The sequence below is a fragment of the Pedobacter sp. AK017 genome, from assembly GCF_014200825.1.
GTDB classification, from domain to species: domain Bacteria; phylum Bacteroidota; class Bacteroidia; order Sphingobacteriales; family Sphingobacteriaceae; genus Pedobacter; species Pedobacter heparinus.
On the sequence record NZ_JACHCW010000004.1, the window covers coordinates 345800 to 367548 of the forward strand.

The 21749-nt window shown below is 42.0% G+C and carries 14 protein-coding genes and 1 pseudogene; 4 read left to right on the top strand and 11 right to left on the bottom strand.

Translation table 11 applies throughout. The features are described 5' to 3' along the window. Window positions 1–220 precede the first annotated feature (220 nt). Window positions 221–478, top strand: coding sequence for a hypothetical protein (locus tag HDC92_RS08010; RefSeq protein ID WP_183873610.1), 258 nt, complete (start codon window positions 221–223; stop codon window positions 476–478). Window positions 479–489: 11 nt separating this feature from the next. On the opposite strand, the gene HDC92_RS08015 is transcribed toward HDC92_RS08010, so the two are convergent. Both HDC92_RS08015 and HDC92_RS08020 read right to left on the bottom strand, forming a co-directional pair. Next, window positions 490–1224 (bottom strand): DNA-formamidopyrimidine glycosylase family protein, encoded by a 735-nt coding sequence (locus HDC92_RS08015; RefSeq protein ID WP_015808428.1) that lies wholly within the window; start codon window positions 1222–1224, stop codon window positions 490–492. Window positions 1225–1366: 142 nt separating this feature from the next. Then, window positions 1367–1812, bottom strand: a pseudogene (locus HDC92_RS08020) (VOC family protein). Window positions 1813–2118: 306 nt separating this feature from the next. Here HDC92_RS08020 and HDC92_RS08025 point away from each other — a divergent pair. Continuing rightward, window positions 2119–2565, top strand: coding sequence for a GNAT family N-acetyltransferase (locus tag HDC92_RS08025; RefSeq protein ID WP_183873612.1), 447 nt, complete (start codon window positions 2119–2121; stop codon window positions 2563–2565). Window positions 2566–2745: 180 nt separating this feature from the next. On the opposite strand, the gene HDC92_RS08030 is transcribed toward HDC92_RS08025, so the two are convergent. Further along, the gene (locus HDC92_RS08030) at window positions 2746–2928 is read right to left on the bottom strand and encodes a hypothetical protein (RefSeq protein ID WP_183873614.1); all 183 of its coding nucleotides are present in this window, start codon (window positions 2926–2928) and stop codon (window positions 2746–2748) included. Between the two features lie 480 nt (window positions 2929–3408). On the opposite strand from HDC92_RS08030, the gene HDC92_RS08035 reads away from it, so the two are divergent. Both HDC92_RS08035 and HDC92_RS08040 read left to right on the top strand, forming a co-directional pair. Beyond that, complete coding sequence (locus HDC92_RS08035; RefSeq protein WP_183873616.1) at window positions 3409–5145, top strand: GMC family oxidoreductase; 1737 nt, start codon at window positions 3409–3411, stop codon at window positions 5143–5145. A 16-nt stretch (window positions 5146–5161) separates the two neighbouring features. Further along, window positions 5162–5779 carry a gluconate 2-dehydrogenase subunit 3 family protein gene (locus tag HDC92_RS08040; protein ID WP_183873618.1) on the top strand — a complete coding sequence of 206 codons (618 nt, stop codon included), beginning with the start codon at window positions 5162–5164 and terminating at the stop codon, window positions 5777–5779. Between the two features lie 8 nt (window positions 5780–5787). Here HDC92_RS08040 and HDC92_RS08045 read toward each other — a convergent pair whose 3' ends face one another. The 8 genes from HDC92_RS08045 to HDC92_RS08080 are packed head-to-tail and all read right to left on the bottom strand — an operon-like array spanning window position 5788 to window position 21564. Further along, window positions 5788–7059: a polysaccharide pyruvyl transferase family protein gene (locus tag HDC92_RS08045; protein WP_183873620.1), complete on the bottom strand. Its 1272-nt coding sequence runs from the start codon at window positions 7057–7059 to the stop codon at window positions 5788–5790. A 27-nt stretch (window positions 7060–7086) separates the two neighbouring features. Continuing rightward, window positions 7087–8460 (bottom strand): SGNH/GDSL hydrolase family protein, encoded by a 1374-nt coding sequence (locus HDC92_RS08050; protein ID WP_183873622.1) that lies wholly within the window; start codon window positions 8458–8460, stop codon window positions 7087–7089. Beyond that, on the bottom strand, window positions 8457–9848 hold the full coding sequence (locus tag HDC92_RS08055; RefSeq protein ID WP_183873624.1) for an alpha-L-fucosidase: 1392 nt from the start codon (window positions 9846–9848) through the stop codon (window positions 8457–8459). Before HDC92_RS08055 ends, HDC92_RS08050 begins: the two co-directional genes overlap by 4 nt. A gap of 16 nt (window positions 9849–9864) precedes the next feature. Beyond that, a complete protein-coding gene (locus HDC92_RS08060) occupies window positions 9865–13773 on the bottom strand; it encodes a T9SS type A sorting domain-containing protein (RefSeq protein WP_183873626.1) in 3909 nt (1302 codons plus the stop codon). Further along, window positions 13773–15686, bottom strand: a complete 1914-nt coding sequence (locus HDC92_RS08065) for a heparinase II/III family protein (protein ID WP_183873628.1) — start codon at window positions 15684–15686, stop codon at window positions 13773–13775. The genes HDC92_RS08060 and HDC92_RS08065 overlap by 1 nt, the downstream gene beginning before the upstream one ends. Before the next feature lie 11 nt (window positions 15687–15697). Next, on the bottom strand, window positions 15698–16591 hold the full coding sequence (locus tag HDC92_RS08070) for a DUF5017 domain-containing protein (RefSeq protein WP_183873630.1): 894 nt from the start codon (window positions 16589–16591) through the stop codon (window positions 15698–15700). Between the two features lie 10 nt (window positions 16592–16601). Further along, a complete protein-coding gene (locus HDC92_RS08075) occupies window positions 16602–18458 on the bottom strand; it encodes a RagB/SusD family nutrient uptake outer membrane protein (RefSeq protein WP_015808416.1) in 1857 nt (618 codons plus the stop codon). Between the two features lie 19 nt (window positions 18459–18477). Beyond that, window positions 18478–21564: a SusC/RagA family TonB-linked outer membrane protein gene (locus HDC92_RS08080; protein ID WP_255484484.1), complete on the bottom strand. Its 3087-nt coding sequence runs from the start codon at window positions 21562–21564 to the stop codon at window positions 18478–18480. Window positions 21565–21749 lie beyond the last annotated feature (185 nt).

A 21749-nucleotide genomic window follows, 5' to 3' on the forward strand; every position in this document is an offset into this window, starting at 1 on the left:
TAATTTATTTTAAAAAATATTTAACAATTGTATTAGTGTTGTTGATTTCCTGTTTTAGCTGGTCAATTTGTTTTTATGCTTTTTTCATCAGTATTTAAAACTTTTTGACCAATGTGGAAGTTAAAGGCTTGGTAGTTAACGCATCACTTAAACGCTATTATAATTATGGAAACCAGAAACAGCTTTAAAATTTTTGCTGTCCTGCTAAAGAATTGAACTTATGGGAAAAATAGCAGAAGAATGGGAACCTTTTGAGATTCAGGTGACCATCGAAGGAGAAATCAAATCATTGTTAGTGGTTCCTGCCAGAGAAGAACTCAAATATGAGGTTTTTGATCAGCTTACCTCACTTGGACTGATCTGGCAGGAGATTGGCAAAACCGGAAAAATTTGGTGTGGGGAAGGTATAGTGGTTAGAGCTTTAGTGGCTGAGCTAGGTGAACAGGTAGAAAATTACCTAAATAATAAACCGGTATAACTGCTCTATTGTTAATGATATAGTATTTGACAAACCGGGCAGAAAAACGTTCTTCTTTTGGTTTTTCCAAGGTATGATTTGATCAGCGGATGTTTAAGCGGACAAAATTGCCTGGTGTTTACCAGCCAGTGTTTTTTCAGGACATGGGCTTTTTTCCAATTCAGAAAATCAAAACTGTACTGTCTGGCTTCTGTTATCAGTAATTTAAGTTTAGCTACTGGAATTGAGTCGATTACACTTGATGGGTGAATACCCACCCTATAAAGAACTTCGTTCTTTATAATATTGCCCAGGCCTGAAAAGATTTCCTGGTCCAGTAATAGGTCACAGATCAATGCTTGCGACTTTGTTTTCATTTTTTTTAAGGCTTTTTTAGGATCCCACTGCTCAGCCATGATGTCAGAAGACCAATCGTAGTTTACATTAACATCACCTTCAACATATTTTAAAGAGCATGTGTAGAAATTGAGTTCCGCATTTTCAAATGATAGACTTAGTCTTGCAGGAGTCTGTTTACGTTCGTTGATTCGATAGGTTCCAAACATCATGAAATGTATCCGGAGGCTGAAATTTTCAAAGCAAATCAGGAAATGCTTGCCCCAGCTTTTAAAGGCCTTTACTTTGTGATGGAGCATTCTATCTTTCTCGATTTTTGTATTTCCGCTAAGAGCTATAACCTCTTGTCCTTCCAAATCAAGTTCTTCAATAAGTTCTCTTAAAATCACTATAGATGGTCCTTCTGGCATATCAAATCATATATCTGGTATTGATCAACACCCAACTGATTAGATAAGTTTGAAAATTATTTTAAACGCAATCGATGTTTTAGCTGGGGCTGCCATAGTGAATCATAGATCCTTTAATATATCACGGTGCCAGCGTATTCCTTCATGGAAGTGAGGGTATGAGGGGAGTGGGATTAAATTCCACCATCCATTCAATGCCATATTTGTCTCTAAACATACCAAAATATGAACCCCAGGGGCTATCGGTAATAGGCATTTCGATTGTTCCACCTACGGAAAGGCCATTGAATAATTTATCAGCTTCGTCTTTACTTTCTGTATTTATTGAAATTTTACTTCTATGCTCATTCTCATTTACTTTTCCCATAAATTCGGGAATGTCATTAGCCATCAATACATTATGTTTACCAATTGGTAAAGCGATGTGCATGATTTTATTTTCCTCTTTTTCTGCTATAGGAAATTCAGCGCTTGCCAGGTCTTTGAAACGAATGATCTTTGTGAATTCTCCGCCAAAAACTGTTTGTAAAAAGTAAATGCTTCTTCAGCATTTCCGTTGAAATTAATATGTGGATTGATAAGTGTCATAACTTTTTATCTTTTGTTGTATTCAAATGTACTGCTTAACTGCAAAATAAATAGGGTGTGAAAACGACAAAAAGGAGTTTTTTTGCGTTGAGAGGTCCCGCTGAATTGGGAGCGTAAGGCCTATTTTTATGGGTAAACGTACACTATGAAAACTTGTTATCATGGCTGTTTACAGCACATATACACTGCAGAATCTAACGTTATAGGTTTTTGAGGGTGATGCTGAAATAAATGTACAAATCATATATTTGAACAATAGAAAACGACTTAGAAAATCTTAAATAAAAAGGATGGGTTGGTAAAGACATGATAAATTGTAGTATACAAAAAACAAAGGATGTTGCTCATTTTGACGCTTTGATCAGGCTATTTGAAGAAGTTTTTGAAATGAAAGACTTTGTAATGCCCCCTGCAGATCATCTGGAGAGGTTATTGGCCAGGGATGATTTTTTTGTATTTGTAGTGCTCCGGGATGGCGAGGTAATCGGCGGCTTAACAAGTTATACTTTGCGGCAATATTATTCCACATCGCCATTGGTGTATATTTATGACCTCGCGGTAGCTACTGCATACCAGCGTAAGGGTATTGGTAAGATGCTGATAGCAGCTATCCAAAATTACTGCAAAAATATAGGCGTAGAAGAAGTATTTGTACAGGCAGATGTGGCAGATGATTATGCCCTGGATTTCTATCGTTCTACTGGTGCAACAGGGGAGGATGTGGTACATTTTTATTATCCCTTAAAATCTTAATTTAAACCTATGTAGGTTTACTACTTAATTTTTTGATTTTGTATTTGATTTGACGGATACACCTGATTCATTGATCGCTCTTGAAGCCGGATTATAAAGCGGATTTTCTTCAATATTGCCGGAAGGTATATAAAGTGGGTTAACCGCAATCGCATTTGAATCACCTGCCTTTATTGCTTTTTAGAACTTCGACTCTTCTTCTTTCCGCTGCATTTTTGGTGCTGTGCATGGTTGGTAGTTGGTTGGCCACTCCCTAATAAGGGAATTAGAAAACGATAGCGGAGCAGATTTAGAGAAATTTCCTGAGGCATCGGCTACGGCATCAATTGGTGCTCCTACCTGATTGCCGCCTCTCTTGACCACAATTGTTACTTTTTGACCAGCAACTCCTCCATTTCCTGATATTGCGATAATAGCCGCTGCCACATTTGAGGAGTAAGTGATTTCTTTTATTAATTTATAGCTGTAAAGGTATCATTGTCCTTCTCTTCCATCCAATTATATTCAATTTCAAACGCAACTTGCCTTGCAAATTCACTCCCGTGTCTATCGCTTAAAAAGCCTAAAGCCATGTCCATTCCAGCACTTACGCCAGAAGAAGTATAAAATTTTCCATCAACAGTCCAGCGTGCTTTTTTATTCCATAATACATTTGCGCCACACTTACCAATTCGAAGACCGAGTAGGTTATTTGCTGATTTGTTAAAAATAGTTTCTGCCCGTATTAGAACGGGAGCTATTTAAATTACGTTTTTCTCAAAATAAAATTGAATCTTTAAATAAACTGTTTAAATTGTAATCATCCAGGATGAGAGACCTGATTTGATGAAAACGAAATTATAAATGAACGAATTCGAAATAAAAAAAACGGGTATCGAGTATGATGCCATTGTAGTAGGATCGGGTGCAGGCGGCGGAATGGCCGGATATGTACTTGCCAATGCAGGTCTAAAGGTTTTAATGCTCGAAGCTGGTGCTTATTTTGATCCCCGTATAGATTCCCAGCAATTAAAATGGCCCTGGGAATCACCAAGAAGAGGTGCCAATACTATACGGCCATTTGGTGATTTTGACGGTTCTTATGGTGGTTGGGAGCTGGAAGGAGAACCTTATACCCAAAAAAATGATTCTGAATTTGCATGGTACCGGTCAAGAATGCTTGGTGGACGTACCAACCACTGGGGACGCATTTCTTTAAGAATGGGCCCCGATGATTTTAAACCGAAAGACGGACTTACGGATGAATGGCCACTTACTTATCAGGAATTAAAGCCATTTTATGATAAGGTAGACCGGATGATCGGTCTGTATGGTACGGTTGAAGGAATAGAAAGTGAACCTGATGGTATTTTTATGACACCACCGAAGCCAAGGCTTAATGAACTTTTTATTAAAAAGGCCGCGCAAAAGGTTGGCGTGAAAGTGATACCTGGCAGAGGTGCCGTACTAACGGAAGCTTTGTCCAATAATAAAGACCGTGCACCTTGTTTTTATTGCGGACAATGTGGCCGGTCATGCAAGGTATATGGCGATTTTTCATCATCATCCTGTTTGGTTATACCCGCAGTTCATACAGGTAACCTGACAGTAATTACCAATGCGATGGTAAGGGAAGTTTTAACGGATAAAACTGGCCTGGCTACTGGGGTATCTTATGTAAATACCAAGGATATGCAGGAGTACCAGGTTCGTGGTAAAACTATTATTTTGGGTGCCAGTGCTTGTGAATCTGCACGCTTGCTGCTCAATTCCAGATCAGTTGCCCATCCGGATGGTTTGGCGAATAATAGTGGGGTGGTAGGGAAATACCTTCACGATTCTACCGGTGCCAGTATGGGTGGTTATTTGCCGCAGTTGCTGGATCGGAAAAGGTATAATGAAGATGGTGCAGGTAGTGTGCATATCTATTCTCCATGGTGGCTGGACAACAAGAAGCTTGATTTTCCGCGGGGTTATCACATAGAATATGGTGGTGGATTTGGAATTCCTGGTTATAACTTTGGCTGGGGGATGGAAAAGAAAAATGGAACAGTACCGGGTAGGGATGGAAAGATGAAACCAGCGGGCGGATATGGTACAGGTCTGAAGGACGATTATCGTCGTTTTTTTGGCAGTGGGGTGTGGATGGCGGGCAGGGGGACAGCCATTGCCAGGGAAAGCAATTATTGTGAAATAGATCCCAAGGTGGTGGATAAATACGGTATCCCTGTACTTCGGTTCAATTATAAATGGGCACCTGAAGAAGTGAAGCAGGCAAGGCACATGCAGGAAACGTTTAAAGAGATTATGCATGCAATGGGGGCTGTTGCAAATGAGCCCCCTGGTGCGGATACCAATTATGGTTTGGAGACCCCAGGTAAAATTATCCATGAGGTAGGAACGGTAAGAATGGGCGATGACCCAAAAAAATCTGCCTTAAACAGGTGGTGTCAGGCGCATGATTGTAAAAATCTATTTGTAGTAGATGCTGCTCCTTTTGTTCAACAGGGCGATAAAAACGCAACCTGGACTATTTTAGCCTTGTCTATGCGTACTGCTGAATATATTTTGCAGCAAAAAGAAAAATTAAACATTAGCTGATCAGATTAAATAGATAATGAATAGACGCGATTCTTTAAAAGCCATTGGCTTAACAGCAATAAGTGCAGGAATGGTTATAGAAGCCTGCAAACCTGGTAAAGAAAAAACATCAAAAGTTGAAGATGGAGCCCAGCCTGGGAGGCAGGCCTTTGAAATAGAACGTGATAAGCAGTTAAACAGCTATAAGTTTTTTAACGACCATGAAATGGCTACGATAACTGTATTGGCCGACATTATTATTCCTAAAGATGATAAATCTGGCAGTGCATCGGAAGCTAAAGTGCCCGACTTTATAGAGTTTATTGTAAAAGATATACCTTCACATCAGACACCCATGCGCGGCGGCCTGAAATGGCTGGACCTGCAGTGTTTAAACAGGTTCCAAAAAGCCTTTAAAGACGCTTCTGCAAGCCAGCAGATTGAAATGGTAGATGACATTGCCTATCCGGAAAAGGTTAAACCAGGATTGGAGCAGGGTGTTGCATTTTTTACCCTGATGCGTAACCTTACTGCTTCCGGATTTTATACTACAGAAATGGGTGTAAAAGACCTTGGTTATATAGGAAATGCACCAAACCGTTGGGAGGGGGTACCTGCGGATGTTTTAAAACAGTATGGCATGGAAGATGTGTAGCTTTAATGTTAGCTAACATCCATAAGGCGATGAATGGATTTTTTTTGTCTGTAGGTCACAAAATCCTTTGCTTTTGCCAGTTTTTTCTTTGCGCTGAAGTAATCCCGATGAATTTCCATTAGTGCATCCCCAATCTGGTTACCGCTTGTAAAATCAATTTCAAAAAGCCATTCGGGCAGGCCTATGTCGGCCCACATTTGCCCTTTCCGTGTATCTGTAGGTTGCCTTAAATGGATTGCAGGTACACCTGATGAAAACGCTATGATCGGGGAATGCATCTCGAAACTGATCAGTGCCCTTGCCTGCGCATATACCGATTGTGCTTCGTCAGGAATCCAGTATTTATCACGCCATATCACATGTTTTTTTACATCTTCAGGAAGTGGGTCAACTAATATTTCTTTGGATAGCTCTACCTGGTAAATCACTTCCGGACAGGCCAATACCTTTAAGCCTGTTTCCCTTACCCACCTGATCATCACCTCACGAAGTTTAGCGTGGTCTACATCTTTATAATACTGCGAGATCATGTATTTCTTTGCTTCCTCTTCAGTAGGTTTTAGTCCTTTCATTTTCCAGTAGGGGGTATACCTAAGACGAGGAATTACGCAGATAAATTCTCCCTTATTTAAACCCGCTGATTGTAAATAATTGCTTGCAAGCTGATCATTTCTAAGGTTAATTGCAAAAGTAGCGTCCGGGGCAAACTCGGTTACAGGACATTCAGAATGTAGTGATTTTAAATAATCCAATGAGGCTGTATCCCTGCAATAGATAAATGAAGCTTTGTTGATTAAACTTAAAGCGGCCACATCAGCATCAACCAGCGAAATTCCATACATGCCAAAAGGTTTGCCAGTTTGCTTATGCCAGGCTGCAAGGTCTGCCGGAACAACTATCCAGGGCCCTGAACCATGTACCATGATGTCGCAATTTTCAAATGCCTGCTGCAATTCTGGTGTTGTTGGCTTTCCTTCTGCATCAATCTTTCCCTCTGCAATTTTTAGTTTATTAAAGCTCTTCTTTAACAACACATCCACTCCGTTCTCCAGGTTGTTTGGCCATAGCGTTACCTCCGCCCCAGGTAAGTAGGTATTAAACAGTTCCATAATACCAAAGGTATGGCCTATGTCGCCAATGTTTACAGTTTGCCATGACGAGCGCAATAAGATTTTTGCGGCAGGTTTAATGTAACCATTGTTTACAGCAGCCAGTAGTGGGGCAGCAACAGGAAGTGCGGCAAATGCTGCTATGTTTTTTATAAAATTCCTTCTTTCCATTTTCAGGTTTTATTTTCTCAACGTTCTCTAGGATTGTTTCTCAATTTTAAAAAGATGTGGCTTTGGCTGGTTTACCTGGTAAATAGTGGCAGCAAGTAAGAGTAATTTTTTTAAGGTTTCTGCCTCAGCGCCCTTCTTTAAAATGTAGTTCTTAAATTGTTTCTGGTAATATTCATAATGCCCACTATCTTTTAAAGTTTCCAATCTTTTAACAAGGTATTGTTCTACTACATGCAGATCAGATTGATCTTTAAGGCCGGATAGCTGCATAAATTCAACAAACCTAAGATTGCGTATCACTGCTTCCGTATCCCGGTATTTTAAGCAGGCATCCATTACTTTCATGGCCTGCTGGTATTGGGGTGTGTTTTGGTAAACTGCAAGGTTAATTCCTGTCGAAAGAGCTTCTGCACTGAAAGTTGCTATCAAAGCGTCGTCAATAAAAAGATTATAGCTTCCAGGTGTTAAGTGTTTTACCTGCAGCAACTCTGTGTTAAACTCTTCGTTAAAAGGTATCCAGCTGAGCGCTTTTTTTGCGGATTCTTTAACCGGACAGGGTAGACTTTTTTCAATACATTCAAAAGTTAAGCGGTTGTTTTTACTGGATTGTTTTTTTATTTCTGCATTAAAGCTATTTTTTTGAGAAGCCGCCAGACTATTTTCGATCACAAGCTTTGATACATATTGAGGTGCTTTCGTGTCTTTAAGGAACTGGTAGGCCATTACAAAGTGACCTGCAGATAAGGGGTGTACCCTGTCTTTACCGATGATGGTAAAAGCAGGGTCTTTTAGCTGCTCTTCTTTATTAATGCGGAGCAGAATGGTTTGAAAATCTACCAGTCCGGTATGGTACTTTTCTGACAGAACCCGCATTTGCCGGGCACAACGCTGCAGGGCATCGTTGACACCATACAGGTTTTCTGTTTCTATAACTGCCGTCTGATCATAAATTGAAGGCTGAAGGAGGATAACATTGCCAACCCGCTTTTTTAAAATACCGACTGCAGCATCAGTATTGTCATTGTATTCGGCCAATGCCTTTTCCTTCAAGGTATTGCTGGCCTGGTTTTTTCCATAAAGATCACGTTTCACATCGTTCATTCCAATCATCATTACCACATGTGTTGGCTGATGGGACAGGATATCCCGGTCCATCCTTTTTAAGATTCCACCGGCAACATCGCCGGATATTCCACAATTGTAAAAGCGTATTTGCGCATTCGGGAACCGTGTGGCATAATACATCCACAGATCATTGTAATATTCCCCGTTATTGGTAATGCTGTTCCCTACAAAACAAACCTTACTACCAGAGGGGAAAAGGGGTTTGTTGACATTCTGTGTAAACCCATCTAAGGTTTGGATGAACAGCGCAAAAGCCAGAATTAATTTAAACTTCATATCACTTTTACTTTAAATACCCAGGCATACTGGCATGACATTGTTGCCGGATTCAGGATGGGAGGGATTATGTGTAATTCTCCTCTCTTTATCTCCGACTTGACAGGTGTAGCGGAACCCAGCAAACTAACTTTGCCTGCCTTTTTAATCGTTCCGATTGTCATATCAGTTTGTGGCCATTTTGTGCATATTATATAAATATCTTTACCTTTTTGGGTGTAAAAAATACCTTTGTCCTTTTGGTTTGCTGCCCCGCCTATCCAAGAACTGCTGCCGTATATGGCCTCTCCGTTCACCTTTAGCCAGGCACCTATATCCAGCAGGCGCTCCTGCATAATTATAGGGATTAAGCCATTGGCATCCGGACCAATATTGAGCAGCAGGTTACCGCCATTACTCACTTTATCAATCAGTAGGTCTACCAGCTGTTTACTTGTAAAATAATGCTCCAATGTTTCAAACCGGTTAAAACCATAAGAAGTACCTATGCCACGGCTCTCTTCCCATGGATGTGCTGCTTTTTCGCCAATACCTTTGGCATCGTGTACCAGGTCATATTCGGTAGTGTAATAGCCGCCATGTTTACTGCGGGTTTCTTTTCCCCATCGGTCATTGACAACAACTGTGTTTTTTACCGCCGATTCGTTATACAACCAGGAAAGGAATTGGGGACTCCTGAGTTTTTCTGATGGGTAATCCCATTCTCCATCTGCAAAGATCACCTCTGGCTTATATCGGGTTACGAGGTCCTTCATTTGAGGTAACATGTGGTTTTCTACATAATTGTCTATGGTTTGGGGCTTATAAAGCGGGTTGCTCCATTCTAGCAGTGAATAGTAAAAACCCATTTTTAAGCCTTTGTCTTTAACTGCATTTGTAAGATCGCCAGCCAGATCACGGTGAGGCCCGGCATCCACACTGTTCCATTTATTACTTTCAGCACTTGGCCATAAACAAAATCCATCATGGTGCTTGGAAGTCAACACCACATATTTTGCCCCAGATTTAGCAAACAGATCGGCCCATTCTTCTGGCTTAAAGTATTCTGCTTTAAACATTGCCGCAAAATCGCTGTATTTAAACTGCTCCCCATAAAATTGCTTATGGTGGTCGGTAAATAATTTATTGCCTTGTATCAGCCTGTTTTCGTAATGTTCAGCATATTTTTCGTAAACTCCTTTAACCTCGTTAACAGGTGCGTAAGCCGGAACGGAGTACAGGCCCCAATGAATGAAAATACCGAACTTGGCATCAGTCCACCAGCTGGGGGTCTGCCTTTTATCGAGCGACTGCCATTCGGGCTGATAGGTTTGGGCAAAATTGCCGGGGGATATAGTCATCAGGAATAATGACACGGCGAGTGTGATGTAAAATGTATGCTTCTTCATTATATAATCTCTATCATTAATCTGTAATTACTATTTTAAAATGTTTTGTTTGTTGTGAGGTAGTAAGCCTGATAAAATAGATACCTGCAGGCAGGAGCTTTCTGTCAAATTCAAAAGCGTAAGGCTGTTCGCCGTATGCTTTGCCTTCATATAACCTTTGCACCCTGCTTCCCATCACATTATAAACTTCTAAAGTTACTTTATCCTGGGTTAAGGGAAGATTAAAAGCTACTGTAGTTTGGGTTTTAAAAGGATTGGGGTAGGCGGTCAGGTTTGACTTTGGTGCAATTGCAGGCGCAATTTTTATATCGCTAAGCTGAATTTTCTTATTCGGAGTTGCCATTGCAGCAGTACTGGTGGCACTATCCTGCAGTGAATTCCAGTTGCTTTCAGTTCCATAGCAGCTGCACCTTACCTGATATTCGTAAGTTTTTTCAGGATCCAGATGGAGCAATAATGCCGAGGTCCCAAAAACATTATGGTAGTATTTCCAATCAGTATCCGCCGTACCTTTGTAACGCACATCATAATTGATGGCAGCAGCAACAGTATCCCAGCTAAGTGATGCAGTGGTGTCGGAAGTCTGCACCAGTGTCATATTTGCCGGTATTCCACAAGAATCCGGACTAAGGCAACTGAGCGAACTGGCTTTTAAAAGTATGACAGAACTGTAAGGTGCTAAAGTTAAGGTTCCGCAATAAGCCTGGTTCTTCACATCGATAAATGAGCCTGCAGGTAAAGTAAAACTCTGGTTTGTACCAGCCGTATTATAGTAAAACTTAATGACCTCTGATGGGGTGGTGCCCAATGGATATTTTAAGGGGGAAGCGACTGTTCCACTGATTTGTGCTGCTGCGGTTTCCCATTCGTATACTGAATTATAGCGGATATTTGGACTGCTGCTGCCTTCTTTATAATTGAAGCGTATGGTTTTATCATTAAATGGATTGATCACATAATTATCTTTGAACAGGCCGATCTCGGCATACGTATAATCGGGACAGTTGCCCAGCAATACATTGTGGGTCACTGCGGGATCGTTGGTAACCAGTAGGTTTCCGCGGACGTCAGTTTGTGGTATGCTGGCAGGAACATGAAGCCGCATTTCGGATAAGGCACTCTGGAAAGAAGTATTGTCGTAAAACTTATTGCCTCCCTGCAGCAAATGTCCGTAAAGACCATAGCCATTCACAAAGGCAACCGTATTGTTACTGACGGTGATGCCTTCGGATAAGTTGTCAAGATAGATGCCGCTGGCCAAACTGGCAACCGGGGCACCCAGGTACTCGCCGATACTGTTTGTGATGATATTTTCTTCAATTAAAGTTCCGTTGGTCTTATTGATGTTGTCATTGGTATAGATCCCACCGTTATCGTTTAGCAAGAGCACCACGCTGTCGATTACATTTCTTTTGATGAGGTTGTTGACCCCGGCAGAAATGATACCTGAATAGCCTGTTTTAAATACTTTGTTATAGGAAACAATAGAATTGGCGGAATTACAATCTATACCGGCAAAAGTTTTCCCCTTGCCATAGGCTGCGTTTCCGATGTTTGAAATATTGTTGTGGCTGATGGTAATGCGGTCGCTGTTTGCCTGGCTGAAGATTCCGCTCCAGTTTACATCTGATACACTTGAGTTTTGTATGGTAGCCTGGTTGCTGTTGCCCAGTACAATTCCATCACCACCCGAATAGGAAATGTCGACACTGTCTATCATTGCCGCAGTTGTTTTGTTTAACAGCAATGCCAGTTTGCCGGCATATTTAATGTCCAGGTTTTTGATCACAAGTTGATTAAGGGTGTCTGCCTGTAAAACCGTATCTTCCCTGGAAAAGGCGTAACTGGCAAGGTTTGGGTCTGATATTGCATACACGTAAATTGTACCTGTTGATGGTTTGTAAGCCCATTCACCTTCCTGGTCAATGGCTTTCAGGTCATTCACAAAAAAATAGCCGAAGCCATTTTTGATGCCAAGGTCAACCGGATCAGGAAAGGTAATCGTATTTCCGCTGTGTGTGGTTACTTTTGTACGTATCAAACGGAATGGATGCGACCTTAAAACGAACTCGGCACCGGTCCAGTTTGGGGTAGATGAAAGGTCATTGTCAGTGATCTGGGTATTTCCAGAGAAGGATTCGAAGTTTAAATACCCGTTATTTACATTGGGATTGGGGTAGCGGCTTATGGGTAACAGCTTGTTCCCTTTAATCAGTGACCTGATTTCAGCTGGTTGGCCTGAACTAAAGGCCGTTTGCCAGATGTTACCGCTGTAAACGGTCCAGGCTGTATTTATAGCTGCCGCACCACTGATTACAGGCTTTGCTCCTGTTCCATAAGCATCAATATAAAGGTTTGCAGTATGTTTGACCAGCAGCTTGCCATTAAAGGTATCGCCTCTTCTGAACAGCAGGGAATCTCCTGTGTTGAAAACCTGGCCATTTACTTTGTTCAAAGTTTTCCAAGGGGTGGTGGTTGTTTTTCCATCTGCAGCATCATTGCCATCAGCTGCAATGTAATAGGTGCTGGTTGGCGGAAGTAAAGCCCCTAAAGCGAACCAGCCCAATGCCGTATAACTTGCCGTTGGAGATTTTATAGTTGTAAAAGTGTTTGATCCTGCCCCAAGGCTGTTATATGTTCCGTTTAACGAGATTGAATTCGCGATCCTGGCGTCAACTACTGATCCGGAAATGGAATCATCTGGCTGATGGTCAATCGTAATATTTGTATAATTGTTCATTGTTCCGCTTAATATATCCCCTTTCCATACCCTTTTATTGGAGAGGGAAGTAAGGCCTGAGCCGATAATTGGTGTACCAGATGCTTCTACTGCAAACCTGATGATTAAGGTGCCCGATGAAGCCGAGAGGCCTGTTAATGTCACTTTGCGGTTTTGACCGCTGGTGCCAACAGGGAATATCCTTGTAGTTGCAGTTGTTCCTACGGCCATCGCCAGTCCGCCGTTTACATAACTGGAGGCATTGCCGCTGGTATTTGTGTTATTGATATGATTACAGATGAGGGTTTTACCTGCTGGTAAATTGATCACACCTGAAGTCAGCACCAGTGCAGAACTTGAAGAACGCAGGGTTACATCATCGTTCAGAAAGATACCTGCTGCATTATTTACGGTTATGCGAAACAAGGACCTGGATGCAGGCATTTCATTGCCCTCCGAAATGCCCGCTCCGGCTTTTGCGGGGTTGTGCACATAGGACAGATAAAGTGATGCTGTTGCACCCAGTGTATAAGTATTTGCAAGGGTTGCACTTTGCGAACGCTGAATGATACATTGTGCCGATGCAGTACCATTTCCTATGCTTGTATTGTTGAGGGTAAGTAGGCTGCCATTGGTAAATGTACCCTCATTTAGCAGAAGCGTGTTGGAGATACTTATTGCTGCATTTAACACTACACCGTTTATATTGTCTATTGTCAACTGGCGGATGATGTTAAAATTTCCTGAACCGCTGATACTGCCTGCTAAAGCGGCAGCTCCGAGTTTCAGGATGCTTCCGGCTCTTGAAAATTCCATTGACCCGTTATTGGTCAAATCTCCATTTATGGTTACACTTTTGCCGATTGTTCCATTAAAGGCATCCAGCTTTCCACCACTGTTGATCAGCAGATTCCCGTTTACCATCAGGGTACCAGATCCGGATGCAAAATTCAAGGTTCCTGTGAGCGTTAAGCTTTTTACTGTAACTGTCCCGCTCAGGTTTACCGTTATGGTACTGCCTGCTATGATTTTTACAGTATCGGTGCTTATGGGGACAATTCCACCGGCCCAGCTGGATGCCGTGTTCCAGTTTCCTCCTGTAGCTGAAGAGCTAATAACAGCAGATTTTACCCCTGTATTTCCAAGAACCAGAAAAATGACCAATAACATCATTCTGTATTGGCCCATAATCTCTTGTAACTTCATTATCTGATTGGTTTAAAGACCATTGAAATCGTACCCTCCTGAACAGGTTTGTTGAGCCGGATGGCTAGACGCGTATAAGGAAGGCCACCTTCAGACAGCTCTTCACTTTTGATTTCAAACCCATCCTGACTTTCTATTGTAACCAGTAGTTTATCTTTTTTGCCTGTGATTTCAATTGCTCCGGGACCGACCTGCTTCCATTTACCCCTGGTTATTAAAGCTGTTTCATAGGTTTGGGTATTGCTAAAACTAAAATTGTCTTTAACTGTCAGAAAACCATTTGGTTTGCGGTTATAGGTGAATTCCCGTTCAAGCTTTTTCAGTTCCTTTACCGGATATGCAGAGGCAATATCCATCAGCAGTTTATCCTGGTCATTGTTAAAGCTGGTGCTGATGACATTGGCTTTTGCGGCTGCACCAGGAATTTGTTCTTTACCTGCAATGAGAGGTACAGGATGCCCATAGGAAGCGATGGTTTTATAGGTATACCTTTCGGGACCAAAAGTTTTGGAAGTATAGGGTATAATACCCGGATCGCCCATCAAAACTTCATCCCCAACTACTATAGAAAAAGAGCCAATGTCGTTGTGGTTGTGGTGCTCATTGTTGTTGCCCCCTTTAATGGCAACGCCCATATCCATGGCTGAGTTTTTGCCGGGGCGTACAGTGAGTACACCAGCCTGGTCAAAATAAGACCTTAGTTCGTTGCTCTTGCTTTTTACCGTTACCTGTGCAGAAGATATTTTTTCCGGAAAAACTGCCAGGATACTTTCTGCAAGCTCAGTAGAACGGCCTTCAAAAGCCGTCTTTTTAAAGTCCGATACATCTACACCCAGGTTCCGGTTCACGTAATATAAAATGAAAGCAGAAGGTTGGGTATAAGGCCGGCAGTCGCCAATTGAAGGGAAAACACCATGAATAATTACTGTTTTAGGAAGAAATTCAGCAATAAGTTTAACTTTTGGATCTGCAAACAGGTCTATCTGGCCTCCGGTGTTTCTGTATACCGTTTCACGTAAAAGTACGAAATGGCCAAAACCGTAATTGTAATAACCCAGACCTTCGGTACAATAGCCGTCGGGCAAAAAACCGTGCACACCATTTTTATGGTAGCGTTCTGCAATGGCAATAAATTTGGCCCGTTCTGTTTTATCATTGAGGATGGTTTCAGCAGCACCCACTGTTCCGGAAAGACAGACTGCATTAAAGTTATTTGTATTGGTTAAAAAGAAATTTTCGCTATTGCCGGTGGCCACTGAGTTTAACACGGGGTCAAATACCCTTAGGCGTAAAGCTTTGATGGCCTCATCTTTAACCTTTGGGCCGATCTTGTCACCCAATAAATATAATGCCTGTGCAATATGGTGGGCATAACTTACTGCAGACAACTCTACCAGGTATTTTTTGCCTTCAAAATTTACCTTATTGTAATCATGTGTCGGATTTACCCATGATTTCTGCCGGCACAGTTCAAGTATGGCATCTTCTGCAGCCTTTGTATATTTTCCCTGATCGGTAAGACATTCTGCAAATACATATCGGGTTAACCAGAGCAGGCGCTTTTGGAGCATGTTTTTCCCCGGTACAGAAGTTCCCTTAGTCCAGTAGGCAAGGTAATCCGTATCGCTCCAGGCCGGAAAGGGCTCCGTCAATGAGCTGTCGGCACTTTTAAGCAATTTGTCGTATTTCCTGGAGTTCAGCAGTCTGTTCCATTCTTTGCGGTTTTTATAGGTCTCGCCAAATCCAGAAGGTTTTTCGGGTAACATCGCTTCGATTTGTTTAACCCTAAGCATATCCAATGGTTGCAGCAATACAACGGGTTTTGAATTGTCATAAACAGCAAGATTCTGCCCCTTTGCTATACTTCCTCCTATAAGGACTATAAAAAATAAGATATTTCTGAATAATTTCATCTCCGGATTTTTTATGGTATTACCGTAATTTCAACTTCCCTGACAACTGCTTTATTGGCATCGATGTTATTATTAAAGCCTACTAAAGTTACTTTATATACGCCGGGAGTTTTATATATATAATCATAATTGCTTAATCTCCGGCCGGCAATATTTTGTATGGACAAACCAAAATCAGCCACTTCCTTTGTTGCCTTTAAGATTAAAGGTCCGGTAACCAGCCAGTCTTCATTATCAGGAGTATTTGCGGCACTGCCATTCATTCTTAGTTCTGTTGCCGAAACGGTCCATGCTGCAGCTGGATTTTTGAAGTTATATGAAGTCCATGGCCCGGTGGCCAGCGTAACAAGCGGTACTGATGAATTATCTGGAAACAGGTTGCTGATGGAAAAGGCACGGACCACCCAGGTTGGTTGTGCAGCTGTAGGGCTCATTATTGCCGCATACTTAAATGCCAGTGCAAAAGGCGTTCCTTCGGCAGCGTATGGGCTCAGATCTACAATTCCAGATACGGTGCTGGTAGAATTACTGGCCAGGGTTACCTGGCTGCTGATGTCGGTCCAGCTGGTAGCCAACAGGTTTTCCGGGGTATTGCCCAACAGGTTTTTGGTAACCAGTATTTTAAGTGAATTTGCTTGTGCCACCCCTGCAAGAGCAGTTGTAAACTGCAATTGCGGAATACCGGTTTCTATAGTTACCTCGTCTTTATTTGCGTATCTGAAGCCACGTTCTCCGGAATAGAAAACAATATTTTCTACGCTACCCGAAAAGTTAAACCTGACCGTATCGTTAACTTTATACTGAAGCTTGTTTAACTGCACCTCAAAGTTGGGCTGTGCTACATCCATTTTTTTACAGGAAAGGGATAAGAATAGGGCAAAAAACAGTATATATATGCATTTCATAGCTTTAAGATTAATAGCCGGGGTTTTGTACTAATAAATTATTCAATTGAATATCATGGATCGGGATGGGCATGAAAATGTTCCTGGAAGAAACTTTGGTAGCTGCAGTGGTGATGTTTGCTGCTGTGCCTGCATTGGCATTTGCATAGACCAGAAAGGCTTTCATGTCTTCCACAAATTTTCCCCATCGGATCAGGTCGTTCCTTCTTAACCCTTCAAAACAAAGCTCCCTTGATCTTTCTTCCTTTATCGCAGCTAATAGTTCTGCTTTGCTGGAGATTTGTAATGCGGAAAGGTCCGCATCGGTAGATTGGGTAATGGTGGCTATAGCAGTAGCACCCGTTCCCCCGCCACCGGTAATGGTTACAGCAGGAGCTGAGCTGTAGTACGGGCCGGCAGTGGTCAATGTCCCTGCTGCGGTAATGGTGATGCCGGTAACTGACCCACCCGAAATACTTGCCTCAGCAGTAGCCCCATTGCCACCACCACCATTAATGGTTACAGTTGGTATACTTGTATAGCCAGAACCTCCGTTGGTTACAGCAATGTGTTTTACAACATTTCCATACAATAAGCCATAAGCCCTTTTGCGGACCATATTTACATATTGATAAGCATTAGCAGGTCCGTTTACTTCATTTTCGGCTTCTGCAAGCATGAGCAATACATCTGAATAACGCAGAAAAGCGAAATTCTGAGAAGTATAGTTTTTATCTTTGGGCTCAACAATTTCGTACTCCCTGCGCCATTTTCCGGCATTCATAAGCCAGGTATTGGTTACAGTGGTTTTTACAGCCGTTGCTCCGCTGCCCCAGGTATAATTGGCACAGTTCCAATCTCTTCTCCAGTCAAAAGAAGCCTTATTTGGTGTAGCAGTACTTAATGGGTTGAGTTGGTAGGAGTTGTAAAGTTTTCGGGTTGCGTTTATAGATCCTGAACTGAAACCTTTATTCGCATCATTACACAAAATGCCGCAGAACCTGCCGGTATAAGTATTTCCAAAGTTGACACCTCCGGTATTGTTGCCCCAGAATTCCAGCTCCCACATACTTTCTTTTACATCGTACTGTTCTTTTGCATATTTTAAGAATACATCGCGGTAATCCGGATTTAAGGCATGTTCAGGTGCATTCCCAGAAGGATGAACTACTTTATTGGCCCAGAACAGTGCATCCTTATATTTTTCTGTATCGTTTAAAGGAAATCCTGCCATATACAGATATACCCTGGCCAGCATGCCCTGTACCGCCGTACGGGTAACCTTTCCGCCCATGCCCAGTGCAGTGGCAGTCTGTGTTTGCAACAGGGCTTCAGCATCGATCATATCCTTGGTAATTTGTGCATAAACATTTTTCATCGGAGTCCTGGCAACATTCACTTGTGTTACAGAGGCTGTTGGGCTGAGGATCAATGGAACATCTCCATAATTGCTGACCAGCATGAAATATTGAAAGCCCCGAAGGAATAAAGCCTGTCCTTTGATGACGTTCTTTGCGGTTTGATCCATCGGTACATCATCCAATTTTGAAAGCAGCAGATTGTCCCTTTCAATACCGGTGTAAAGTCCTTTCCAGAATAACTCGTTCTTTGCATCCGCCGCATCATACTGATAAGAGGGAGTAAGTTCTACTGTCCGGCCATAAGATTCGTCTGTGTTGGTATTAAACATATACAGGTAGTTGTTTCCATATACTTCTTGCGTACCCAGGGCATTATATACGCCATTTAAGGCACTTTGCAGTTGTTCGGGTGTTTTGTAAAAGGCCGAAGGATCAATAAAATCAGTCGGATTGGTGTCCAGTACTTTCTGACAGGAAATGGTGATGGCTGTCAGCATAATGAGGTAAAAATATTTTATCGGTTTCATACTTTTAATAATTAACAGGTTAGAGCGATAAGTTTAATCCGAATATGAGTGTACTTGCACGTGGATAGGCTGAAAAATCGAACCCCGGTGTAAGCGTTGAATTTCTTACAGAGACTTCAGGGTCTGGTCCAGAGTAATTTGTCCAGGTAGCAATGTTCTGGGCAGAAGCATAGATTCTTAAACTTTTGAGATTGGCTTTTTTATATATTTTTACAGGTACATTGTAGCCCAGTGAAATGGTTTTTAGCCTGAGGTATGAGCCGTCTTCAACTACTCTGCTGGAATAATAGAAAGGGCCTTGTCCCCCGGTACGGAATAAAGTATTGCTGGGATTATCGGGCTGCCACCTGTTGGCATAACTCGCATATTGGTTAAAGAACCTGGACTGTTTTCCATTCCCCTCAAAGAGCAGGCGGTTGGCATTGATGATGTCGTTCCCGTAGGACCATTGCAGGAATACATTCAGGTCAAAACCTTTATAGATAAAATTATTTGACAGGCCACCTGTATGTACAGGCAGACCACGTCCGATTACCGTGAAATCTGAGGCATTAACATTTCCATCACCATTGATATCTTTATACTTGATATCCCCGGGCTGCACTGTAGGGTTGCCATTTCTGGGGATATTGCCTTTTAGTGTGTAAACACCCTGGGGACTTTTATCAAAATCTTCATACTGATAAACTCCATCCCAGATGGCACCATATAATTGGCCTACTGCCTGACCTACAACAGCAATGTAAGGAGAAAGTGCATTCCATTTCTGATCGAAACTTACCGGACTGGTTAGAGAAGTTTGGTTCTCAGCAAGTGCAAGTACTTTGTTTTTGTTGAAACTGATATTGAAATTGGAGTTCCAACTGAATGTTTTTCCATTAATATTGACGGTGTTTAGTGTAATTTCAAGTCCATTGTTTTGCATTTTACCTATATTTTTGTAGGCATTTGACAATCCGGTGGTATAGGGTAGAAGAGCTTGCAGCAATAGGTCATGCGTAGTTTTTTTGTACAAGTCTACAGTTAAGTTGATGCGCTGCTTAAACAGGCTAAGGTCGTAGCCAATGTTTACCTGCTTTGTAGTTTCCCATCTCAGACTGGCATTTCCAAAAGCAGTTAATATAGCACCTTTTGACGGAGAGCCGTTGCCGTAAGAATAACCTGCAGAATTGGGTTGGGTAATCTGATCGAGGTAAGGAAAGTCGCCCACCCTGTTGTTACCGGTTTCCCCGTAGCTAAGACGGAGTTTTGCTTCGGAAACAAATTTTAATTTCTTCATAAATTCCTCACCGCTCATACGCCATGAAAATGCCCCGGAAGGAAAGTAGCCCCAGCGCTTTCCAGGGGCAAATTTTGAAGATCCGTCGGATCGGAAAGAAGCTGTCAGGTAATATTTTGAATTGTAATTGTAATTTATACGTCCGAGGTAAGACAAAAGCCCCCACCTGGAGCTTAACGAAGTACCGATCAGAGAAGGTGATTCGTCCAGACCGTCAAGTCCTAACAACTCATTTGGAACGTTCAGTGCGTTAAAACCATTTCTTGCAGTTTTGTTTCCCTGCATGGTATAACCTCCAAGTATGGTCAGGTTATGTACTTTGTTAAATATTTTTTTATAGGTAAGCGTATTTTCATTTAGCCAGGTTGTGGCAGGGTTATAGTAAATAGATCCGTTTACTCCACTTGAATTACGGGGATTGCCAGCTTGGGTAAGGGAGTTATAAAAGGATTCATTTCTGAGCATATTATTGGTAATGCCACCGGTTACCCTTAAGGTCAGTGAAGGGATAATTTTGTATTCGGCATAAGCATTGGCAATTAATCCTGTGGTTAAGTTTCTGCGGAGCTCATTTTTGGCAGAGATTACGGGGTTGACCCTGTAATCGGCAATTACATTGTAATCAAAACCAGGATCAAACAGTTCATCATCCAGGTTATTGTCGTTACCGGTAACAGGACGGTAGCCCCACACTGCATAAAGCAGATTGGTGCTGGCCGACTGGGTAGAGGAGGAGGCATTGACTATTGTTCCATTGGAAATGGTATAGCTGTAGTTCAGGTTTACACCTACTTTCAACTTTCGGTTTACATTCTGATCCAGGGTAATGCGTCCCTGATAACGCCTGAAATCAGAGTTTAAAATTACTCCATTCTGGTCTATGATATTGGCGGAAATTGAATAACGTGTTTTATCAGATCCGCCTCTCAGTGAGATATCGTGGCTTTGCATGGGCGCATTTCTATAAATCTGATCCTGGAAATCGAGTCCTTTCACATTTCTGTAATCCTCCAGCGTTTTTCCATTGCTCAGGTAAGTGGTAGTCGCATTTGCCTGATCGAGCTCCAGCTGGTATTTTACAAATTCATAAGGATTCATCAGGTCTATGGTCTTCGTGTTTTTCTGAAAACCGTAGTAACCATTATAAGCGATCACGGGCTCACCTGCTTTTCCTCTTTTGGTGGTAATGATGATGACCCCATTTGCACCTCTTGCGCCATATATGGCTGTAGCCGATGCGTCCTTCAGGATATCAATAGATTCAATATCAGCTGGGTTTATTGAATTGTTGTTTGCATCTTCCAGTGGAAAGCCGTCCACGACATATAGGGGTGAGTTGTCCTGAGTGATAGAACCTGCACCACGGATTACAATGGTGTTGACTTCGCCAGGCTGTCCATCAGCGCCTGAAACCTGTACCCCGGCTACGCGACCCGCAAGGGCCTCATCGAATGATTTTACTGGGGCTTTCTCAAATTCGTTCATTTTGACCTGGCCAACAGCACCTGTCAGGTCTTTCCGGGTTGTTGTGCCGTAGCCAACAACTACAATTTCGTTCAGGGCATTGTCCAATGCTTTAAGCGCAAGCGTTATGGTATTTCTGTTGTTTAAAGGAATGTCTCTTGACTGGTAGCCGACATATCTGAAGGATAATGTAGCGTTTGCATTTGAAACAGTAAGTACAAATTTACCGTCGGCGTCAGTAGTAGCCCCGGTTTTAGTACCCTTTTCAAATACGGTGACACCAAAGAGCGGTTCATTGTCATCAGAGGTCACTTTACCTGAAATTTTTCTGCTTTGAGCATTACTTTGGATTGATAAAGTCATCAGTAATACCCAGGAAATTATTACCCTGAAAGTAATAAGCCCACAAAGCCTTAGTGGTTTAAGTAACATATTTATATTTGGTTAGTTTAAAAAATCTCTGCTTGTTTTAACAGCCTTTCAGGTAATGTATTACAAACCTAATAAATTATATATTGTATACAATATATATCTTAATTAATATGAAT

Bases quoted from the DNA above. Each gene is read 5' to 3' on its own strand.
- HDC92_RS08015 (WP_015808428.1), bottom strand. From the start codon at position 1,224: ATGCCAGAAGGACCATCTATAGTGATTTTAAGAGAACTTATTGAAGAA.
- HDC92_RS08050 (WP_183873622.1), bottom strand. From the start codon at position 8,460: ATGAAGTTTAAATTAATTCTGGCTTTTGCGCTGTTCATCCAAACCTTA.
- HDC92_RS08065 (WP_183873628.1), bottom strand. From the start codon at position 15,686: ATGAAATTATTCAGAAATATCTTATTTTTTATAGTCCTTATAGGAGGA.
- HDC92_RS08060 (WP_183873626.1), bottom strand. From the start codon at position 13,773: ATGAAGTTACAAGAGATTATGGGCCAATACAGAATGATGTTATTGGTC.
- HDC92_RS08010 (WP_183873610.1), top strand. From the start codon at position 221: ATGGGAAAAATAGCAGAAGAATGGGAACCTTTTGAGATTCAGGTGACC.
- HDC92_RS08070 (WP_183873630.1), bottom strand. From the start codon at position 16,591: ATGAAATGCATATATATACTGTTTTTTGCCCTATTCTTATCCCTTTCC.
- HDC92_RS08040 (WP_183873618.1), top strand. From the start codon at position 5,162: ATGAATAGACGCGATTCTTTAAAAGCCATTGGCTTAACAGCAATAAGT.
- HDC92_RS08080 (WP_255484484.1), bottom strand. From the start codon at position 21,564: ATGACTTTATCAATCCAAAGTAATGCTCAAAGCAGAAAAATTTCAGGT.
- HDC92_RS08055 (WP_183873624.1), bottom strand. From the start codon at position 9,848: ATGAAGAAGCATACATTTTACATCACACTCGCCGTGTCATTATTCCTG.
- HDC92_RS08045 (WP_183873620.1), bottom strand. From the start codon at position 7,059: ATGGAAAGAAGGAATTTTATAAAAAACATAGCAGCATTTGCCGCACTT.
- HDC92_RS08075 (WP_015808416.1), bottom strand. From the start codon at position 18,458: ATGAAACCGATAAAATATTTTTACCTCATTATGCTGACAGCCATCACC.
- HDC92_RS08025 (WP_183873612.1), top strand. From the start codon at position 2,119: ATGATAAATTGTAGTATACAAAAAACAAAGGATGTTGCTCATTTTGAC.
- HDC92_RS08035 (WP_183873616.1), top strand. From the start codon at position 3,409: ATGAACGAATTCGAAATAAAAAAAACGGGTATCGAGTATGATGCCATT.